The following is an 8,216-nucleotide window of genomic DNA, read 5'->3' as shown; positions in this document are numbered from 1 at the left end:
AGGGCGTCGTACCCGGTCGGGCACACGGGCAAGCGCCCGGCGCGGCCGAGCTGACCCGCGCGCCACAGCCCGGGGTAGCGGTGCTCGAGTTCGCTCACCGATGCACGGGGCGCGGAGGAGGAGGAAGCCGCATGGCCCGCCACGACTGTCGGCGGCGTGACATGCGATGACACGGTCATGATGTGGATGAAGAGGCGCAATCGACTGGCGTTGCCCTCGTATTTTTACGAATACTGTATATTTATACAGTATCGAGACCGATGCAAGCCTGCAGCACGAATGTGGCGCGCTCACCGCCTGGAATGTGCGCTTGTCAGCGAACTGCCACGGATTCCCGGCACGAATGCAAACAAATGTCATGCACGATTGTGCAGTCCGGGGCAGGTACGCAAAATGCGCGACATGAAACAACGGAATACGCGCGATTGCGTGCATCTGCTGATCGATGGTCTCAAGCGTCAAGGTCCGCTGCGCCGTGACGTGATGGCCGACGCGTGTGGTCTCACCCCCGAGGAAACCACGCGCGCGCTGAAGGCCGCGCGCCAGATGAGCGTGGTCGATCACGTGCCCTACGGTCCCGGCACGTTGCCCGCCGCCATCGTCTACCAGCTCACGGGCCGGCAGCTCCCGCCCGCCCGCAAGAGCACGCGCGTACCGCGCGCGCCCGACGACCGCTTCCAGCCGCTGCTGGAGGCCTGGTGGAACAGCAGCGAACTCGATCACGTCGATCGCGCGTAACCACGCTCATGCGCTCGCCGGCCCGCACCGGGGAGCTGGGGAGACTTCAATCGGGAATCAGGAGCGGGGCTGTCTCACGATGACCGACTCGATGGCCGATTCAATGACCGATTCAATGGCTGATTCGGCGCCGTGACAGGCCGCGTAATGGTCGCAGCCCTCGCACGAGGGCTCAGGGCAAGGATGAATGTCGAGCCGCTCGCAGACGCGGTGATAGAAGAACTTCTTCCATTTCATGTCCGTGGTATTGGCCGCGAAGACCGGCCAGAAGACCTGCCGCAGCAACGCGGACACATCGTCGCGCCCGGACAGGCCCATGTCCTGCCACAAGTGCGTATGGCCAAAGCAGCCGCAGGCCAGCGCGTGCGCGGCCCAATGCACCAGCATCCCTGCCGCGCCCGGCGCGCAGCCGTCCTCGAGCATCTCCACCAGATCGGCGAATTCGCACGGCAGGCTGTCCGGCGCCTGTGGTGGAACATCTGGCGCCCACCCCGCCTGCGCGGCCCCGGGAAAGCAGTGATCCAGCATGTGCCGGAACGCGTCCGGCGGCAGGCCGAGCCATTGCGCGAAGCGCGGCAGGCGCCCCGCGCAGGCAGACTCCAGCACCCCGGCCAACGCCCGTGTAACGGGATCGCCGGGTTGGGCAGCAAAGGCATCCAGCAACAGCAGTGAGCGGTTCATCGTGGCAGCAGTACGGCAGCGCGCCCGCGGAATGGCGGGCATCGCATCGCAATATAACCACGTATATAACGCCAGTCAAACCGCGAACGGCGTCCTACTTCTCGCGACGATAGCGAGCCTGCACGATCTGCATCCACTCGCCGTTGTCGGCCTGCATGAACGACGTCAGCGTGCGGTGATCGTCATCCACCAGGGCCACAACATCGCGGTACTTCGCCGTTTTTCCCTCGATCATATTGCCATCCGGGCCGAACGCCGGGCCATCGGCACGCAGCGTGAGCGTGCGCCCATCGGCCTCGAGATCGCCTTCGTAGACCCACATGTGGGTCATCATCGAACCGATGAACGTGCCGACGAAATGCTTGCGAACGGGGTCGTAGCCGAGCGTCATGATCGTGACCGCCGACCCGCATCCCGGAAACTCGCCCTCCGCACGCGCCTGCACCCAGACGTCGCCCACCTGGCTGACCTGCTCGGGGATCTTCCATTTTTCAGGCGGCGCCTCCGGGCCCATCTGGGCCTCGCCTTCGCCTACCCACCTGCCGACGAGCTTCTGTAGCCAGCGGTGTTCGTTGGTCGCTTCGATCTTCATGCAAACGCCTCCTTGTGAGTTGCGCCGCTACTTGTGTACGGCGTACACAAAAGGTTAGAAGACGGGGTCGTCGATGTCCAACAAAAACCCGCAAGATGACAAAAATGTCATCTTGCGGGTTTCCGGTGTGGCAGGGTCAGCGCGGAAATTACTGGGGCAAACGCACCTTCGGCACGATGAACTGGTTACCGGGGGCGCGCATCACATCGCACTGCGCCTCGCCCTTGCGGGCCTGTCCGGACTTGTCCACGTACTCGATGCTGCCGACCACGCTGTAGACGTCTTCGGCCACGCGGCGAGTGGTGCCTCGCACCCAGCGAAACTGGTCGGGATTCGGCAACGCGGCCTTCACTGCGTTCATGCAGGCACCGGGCGCCTCGGGCGCTTCGGGCTTGCCGCCGCGCTGGCCCAGCTCGACGTTGACGGGCGCGTCGGCCGAGGATGCGGCAGGCGCCGCCATCGCGGTCACCGGCAGCGCGATCAATGCGAGCGCCGTCAGCACGCGGCGCGCTTGGATCGTCATGGTATGCACTCCAAACAAAAAAAGGCCGGCACGCGCGTTGCATGCCGGCCGGTTGCCATTGTACTGGCGTACGGATCGAATGTTCCGGGTCGCGTTACACCGACTACACCGACATGTCGCGCGGCTCCGGCTTGCGGTCATCGAACCAGCGGTACAGCGTGGGCACCATGACCAGCGTGAGCAGCGTCGACGTAATCAGCCCGCCGATCACCACCACCGCCAGCGGGCGCTGCACCTCGGAGCCTGGACCCGTCGAGAACAGGAACGGCACCAGACCCAGCATGGCGATCGTCGCGGTCATCATCACCGGACGGAAACGCTGCGTGGCGCCGCGCACCACCGCGTTGCGCAGCGACATGCCCGACTCGCGCAATGTGCGGATGTACGACACCAGCACCACCCCGTTCAGCACCGCCATGCCCCACAGCGCGATAAAGCCCACCGACGCCGGTACGGACAGGTACTCGCCCGTGACGAACAGCCCGATGATGCCGCCGATCGATGCAAACGGCAGCACCGTGATGATTAGCGTGGCATAGCGCACCGAATTGAACAGCAGGAACAGCAGGAAGAAGATCGCGGCGATGGTAATCGGCACGATGATCTTCAGGTGGCCCATCGCGCGTTCCATGTTCTGGAACTGGCCGCCCCACTCGAAGTAGTAGCCCTCGGGCAGCTTGACCTTGCTCTCGGTGGCGGACTGCAGTTCGGCCACGAAGCCGCCGAGATCGCGATCCTTCACGTTGATCATCACCACCACGCGGCGCTTGGCCATTTCGCGGCTGATCTGCGCCGGGCCATCGGTCACTTCGATCTTCGCCACGCTCTGCAGCGGCACCTGCACGCCGTCGGGCGCCGATACCAGCAACTGGCGAATCTCCTGCACGTTGCTGCGGAATTCCTCAGGCAGGCGTACGGCCGCCGCAAAGCGACGTTCGCCTTCGAAGATATCCGTGGCACGCTTGCCGCCGATGGCAATCTCGATGATGTCGTGGATGTCCGACACGTTCAGCCCGTAGCGCGCAATCGCCTGACGGTCGATCTCGATCGACAGGTACTGCTGGCCCGAGATCCGCTCGATACGGATGTCCTGCGACCCCTGGATGCCACCTGCCACGCGGGCGATCTGGCCGGCCAGGTCACGCAGCGTCTCCAGGTCGTCGCCGAAGATCTTCACGGCGATATCGGAACGCACGCCGCTGACCATCTCGTCCACGCGGTCCGAGATCGGCTGCGCCATCACGATCTGCACGCCGGGAATGGCCTTGAGCTTCTCGCGGATCGCGTTGGCGATGTCGTCCTGCGTCCAGCCATCGGGCCACTCGTCGCGGTCCTTGAGGCTGGCGATCGGCGTCGATTCGTTCTGGCCCTGCGGGTCGGCCGGGCTTTCGCCACGACCCACGCCCGAGACCACCGACTTCACGCCCGGCACTTCGAGCACCAGCTTGTTGGCCTGTTTCTCCAACTTGATCGACTCTTCCAGCGAGATGTTCGGCACACGGTCGATAGCCGGCACGATCGAGCCTTCCTTCATCTCCGGAATGAACGATGTACCAAGCAGCGGCACGATCATCAGCGTGGCGATGAACACCCCCACCGCCGACAGCACGGTCTTCTTGCTGTTTGCCAGCGACCAGTGAAGCATGCGCAGGTAGTAGCGCTTCATGAACGCGATGACGCGCGTGTCGTGTTCGGCGCCGCCCTTGAGCAGGTACGACGACAGCACCGGCGACAGCGTCAACGACAGGAACAGCGAGATCGCCAGCGCGATCGAGATCGTGAAGGCCAGCGGCGCGAACATCTTGCCTTCCATGCCGGACAGCGTCATCAGCGGCAGGAACACCAGGATGATGATGCCCACGCCCACGATCACCGGCGTGGCCACTTCCTGCACCGCCTTGACCAGCACCTGCGTGCGCGTCAGCCCGGTTTTCTCCGCGTGACCGAGCCGCTCGAACGCGTTCTCGACCACCACGACCGAGCCGTCGACCATCAGGCCAATGGCGATGGCCAGCCCCCCCAGCGACATCAGGTTGGCAGACAGCCCCACCTGGTTCATCACCATGAACGTCAGCAATGGTGTCAGCACCAGCGTGGCCAGCACGATCACCGAGGACCGCACGTCGCCCAGGAACAGGAACAGCACGATCACCACCAGCACCACGCCTTCGAGCAGCACCTTGGTGACGGTCCACAGCGCGGAGTCCACCAGTTCGCTACGGTCGTAGTACGGCACGATCTGCAGCTTGCCCGGCAACATGCCACGCTCGTTGATGTCCGCCACGCGTGCCTTGACGCGGCTCACCACTTCCTTGGCGTTGCCACCGCGCATCATCATCACGATGCCGCCAACGGCCTCGGTCTGGCCGTTCTTGACCAGCGCGCCCTGGCGGACCTCGTGGCCGATCGTCACCTGCGCCACGTCGCGCAGGTAGACCGGCGTGCCATTGATCTCCTTGAGCACGATGCTGCCGATATCGTCGACACCCTTGGCCAGGCCCACGCCGCGGATCAGGTACTGCTCGGCGTAGTGCGGCAGCACGCCACCGCCGGAGTTGGCGTTGTTACGCGCCAGCGCCTGGTAGACCTGCTGGATGTTGATGCCGTAGTGGCGCATCCGCTCCGGATTGACCAGTGCCTGGTACTGCCGCACGAAGCCGCCCTGCGAGTTGATTTCCGCCACGCCCGGGATCGAGCGCAGCAGCGGCCGCACCACCCAGTCCTGCGCGATGCGGCGCTCCGACAGTTCCTCCTGCGTCAGTTCGCGGTCGCCGTCGTCGGCGCGGTCCAGCGTGTACTGGTAGACCTCGCCCAACCCGGTGGAAACCGGCCCGAGCACCGGCGTCACGCCCTCGGGCATTCGGCCGGAAACCTCGATCAGCCGCTCCATGACGAGCTGCCGCGCGAAGTAGACGTCGGTCTTGTCCGTGAACACGAGCGTGATCAGCGACAGGCCCGCCTTGTTCAGCGAGCGCATCTCCTCGAGTCCGGGCAGGCCCGTCATCGACATCTCGATCGGCACCGTGACAAAGCGCTCCACTTCCTCAGGCGAGCGTCCCGTGGCTTCCGTGGCAATCTGCACCTGGACGTTGGTCACGTCCGGGAACGCATCGACGGATAGCTTCCCGGCCGCACGCAGGCCAAAGAAGAACAGCACCACGGCGATCACGCACACCACTAGCCGCTGCTTGATCGCGGCTTCAACAAGCGATGTCATCATGGCCGGTTACCCCTGCTCCTGCTGCTTGCGCTCGTTGTCCAGGTGGAACGCGCCTTCCACGACCACGCGGTCGCCAGGCTTGATGCCGCTCTGGACCACACGCATGCCGTCGCTCTCCGGGCCCAGCTTCACCTTGGTCAGGCGGTACTGGCCGTCGCTAACCTCCACATAGACCTGTTCATCGTTGCCTTCACGGACCACGGCCGAACCCGGCACCACCAGCAGTTCCACCGGTTTGGCGGCGATCAGCATGGTGGCGAGCATGGCGGGCTTGAGACGGCCATCCTTGTTCTGGAGTTCGGTACGAACCAGCACCGTGCGCGACTGCGGATTCACGGTCCGGCCCACGTAGATCAGCTTGCCCGTGATGCGGCCATTGCTGTTGGCGAGTGACGGCACCTCGATATCGACGCTCTGCCCTTCGGCCACCTGCGCAGCCTGCTGCTCGGGCACCTCGGCGACGACCCACACGCGCGACAGATCGGCCACCGTGTACAGCGCGTCAGCCGGCTGCACCACCTGGCCCTGCGCCACGTTGCGCTCGACCACCGTGCCGTTGATGCTCGAGAACACCGGCGAGTACGACTCGATGCTGCCGCTCTTCGCCAGCGTGGCGATCGACGCGGCGGACATGCCGAGCACGCGCAGTTGATCGCGGTAGGCACGGGCCTCCGCCGCGGCAATCGCGTATTCGCTTTCGCGGCGCTGCAGTTCGGCACGGCCAATCACATCGGCGGCGAACAGTTGCCGCGCGCGCTCCGCATTGCGGGACTGCAGCGTGTTCTGCGCCTCGGCCTTCAGGAAGGCCATCTGGGCAGCGCCCAGTTCGCTACTGTGCAGACGGGCCAGCACCTGGCCCGCCTTGACCTCCTGGCCGAGCACGGCATAGAGATCGGTCACGCGGCCAGTCACGCTGGCGCCGATGCGCGAGACGCGCTGCTCGTCGAAGTCGATACGGCCCGCCACGCGCAACATCTCGCTGAATGGGGACGCGGCAACCGGCGCCACCTTGAGTGTGCGCTTGAGGTTCTCCGCGGGCTTGACGATGCCAGGTGGCAACTTTGGCGCCTCGGCGGCCGGGGCGGGGTCATCGGAACAGCCGGCCAGCGACAGCATCATCACGGCGGCGGCTGCAAAGGAAAGCAGGAATTGGGGACGCATGATCAGTTCAGATTCGGGAGATCGGGCATGGACGACGCCGGGGCGGTATTGACGCCCGGCGAGGCCGACATGAGCTTGTCAATCTGGATGGCGGCGACTTGCAGTTCGTACTGCGCGGCAATCAGCTCGCTGCGCGCGCTACGCAGCACGCGCTGGGCGTCGAGGTAGTCGAGAATGCCGCGCTCGCCGAAGCGATACGCGGACTCAGCCACGCCCAACGCCGACTCGGCCTCGCGCACGATGCCCGATTCGAGCGCCGTCACCTGGGCCTGCGCGATCTCGTATTGGCGATAGGCGGTGTCGAGTTCCTGCATCAACTCGAATTCACGCGCTTCGAGCGCCGTGCGGGCCTGCGTGGCCTGCGCCGTCGCCTCGCCCACCGGGCCGCTGCGGCGATCCCAGATCGGAATCGTCATCACCAGGCCAATCTGCGAAACATTGTTGTCGGGCTGCCGCTCGGAGCTGGCACGCACCGCCACCTCGGGCCAGCGCAGCGCGCGCTGGTAGTCCACGCCCAGCTTCGCGCGTTCCAGCTCGCTGCGGCGCTGGGTCAGTTCCGCATTGCTGGCCTGCAGCGTGTCGCGCAACGTTGCCAGCGGTGGCATGTCGGGCGCGTGCCCGAGGCTGCCGTCCAGCGCGAAGCGCGCGGGCATTACGCCTCCCACCTGCTGGCGCAGCGTGGCCTTGGCCTGGTCGACACGCAGCTCGGCCGTCTGCAGCGTCTTCTGCGCAGCCAGCAGTTCGGTGTCGGCCTTGATCAATTCATAGCGCGGGGCCTCGCCGACGTTCACGCGCACCTTCGCGCGCTCCTGGATCTGACGCGTCATGTTCAGGTCCTCGCGCGCGGCGGCCAGTTCGGTCTCGCGGCGCAGCACCTGGTAGTACGACGTCTTCACGCGCGCAGCCAGGTCGCTGCGGAAGCCTTGCCGCATTGCCTCGGACGCCTCCAGGCCACGGCCCGCCATCTGCTCGCGCAGATTGCGCTGGTTCGGGTAATCGAGTTTCTGGACGATTGCGTACGACGGCGCATTGCCGCTGGTCACGCCCGGCTGCTTGCCGGACAGGCGCCCATACATCACTTCCACCTGCGGGTTCGGATACGCACGGGCGCTGGTAATAGCAGCCGTGGCAGCATCCACATTGGCCTGCGCGGCTTCCACGCCCTTGTTGGTCGACTGCGCCAGTTGTAGCAACTGCGGCAGGTCGAACGTGTCGGGGGCTGGCGTGGTAGCGCGCGGCATGGCCCTGGCGGCGAGCTTCGCCGCTTGTGGCGAGGCAGCCCCGGGGGCGGCGGTAACGCC

The 8,216-nt window shown here is 65.4% G+C and carries 7 protein-coding genes and 1 pseudogene; 1 reads left to right on the top strand and 7 read right to left on the bottom strand.

What is annotated here, in order from left to right; genetic code table 11:
- A pseudogene (locus D769_RS32760) lies at window positions 1–179 on the bottom strand (damage-inducible protein); the annotation flags it as partial.
- Between the two features lie 223 nt (window positions 180–402).
- On the opposite strand from D769_RS32760, the gene D769_RS19730 reads away from it, so the two are divergent.
- Window positions 403–738 carry a hypothetical protein gene (locus tag D769_RS19730; protein WP_241227890.1) on the top strand — a complete coding sequence of 112 codons (336 nt, stop codon included), beginning with the start codon at window positions 403–405 and terminating at the stop codon, window positions 736–738.
- A 57-nt stretch (window positions 739–795) separates the two neighbouring features.
- Here the strand turns inward: D769_RS19730 and D769_RS19725 are convergent, their stop codons facing one another.
- The 6 genes from D769_RS19725 to D769_RS19700 form a co-directional block, all read right to left on the bottom strand.
- Window positions 796–1,419, bottom strand: a complete 624-nt coding sequence (locus D769_RS19725) for a nitrogen fixation protein NifQ (RefSeq protein WP_085959083.1) — start codon at window positions 1,417–1,419, stop codon at window positions 796–798.
- Between the two features lie 94 nt (window positions 1,420–1,513).
- Entirely contained in the window at window positions 1,514–2,011 is a 498-nt protein-coding gene (locus D769_RS19720; protein WP_008648671.1) for a DUF1579 domain-containing protein, read from the bottom strand.
- A 148-nt stretch (window positions 2,012–2,159) separates the two neighbouring features.
- Window positions 2,160–2,534 (bottom strand): DUF2880 domain-containing protein, encoded by a 375-nt coding sequence (locus tag D769_RS19715; RefSeq protein ID WP_008648670.1) that lies wholly within the window; start codon window positions 2,532–2,534, stop codon window positions 2,160–2,162.
- A 103-nt stretch (window positions 2,535–2,637) separates the two neighbouring features.
- Window positions 2,638–5,754, bottom strand: coding sequence for an efflux RND transporter permease subunit (locus tag D769_RS19710; protein WP_008648668.1), 3,117 nt, complete (start codon window positions 5,752–5,754; stop codon window positions 2,638–2,640).
- A 6-nt stretch (window positions 5,755–5,760) separates the two neighbouring features.
- Window positions 5,761–6,915, bottom strand: coding sequence for an efflux RND transporter periplasmic adaptor subunit (locus D769_RS19705; RefSeq protein WP_008648666.1), 1,155 nt, complete (start codon window positions 6,913–6,915; stop codon window positions 5,761–5,763).
- 2 nt (window positions 6,916–6,917) lie between these two features.
- Window positions 6,918–8,216 (bottom strand): TolC family protein (locus D769_RS19700; RefSeq protein WP_008648665.1); only part of this gene is annotated, 1,299 nt, incomplete at its 5' end.

Origin of the sequence: Cupriavidus sp. HMR-1 (assembly GCF_000319775.1) — a bacterium.
In the GTDB taxonomy this organism is placed as follows: Bacteria; Pseudomonadota; Gammaproteobacteria; order Burkholderiales; family Burkholderiaceae; genus Cupriavidus; species Cupriavidus metallidurans.
Note: the sequence above shows the minus strand (reverse complement) of the source record. Positions and strands in the feature narration are given on the sequence as shown.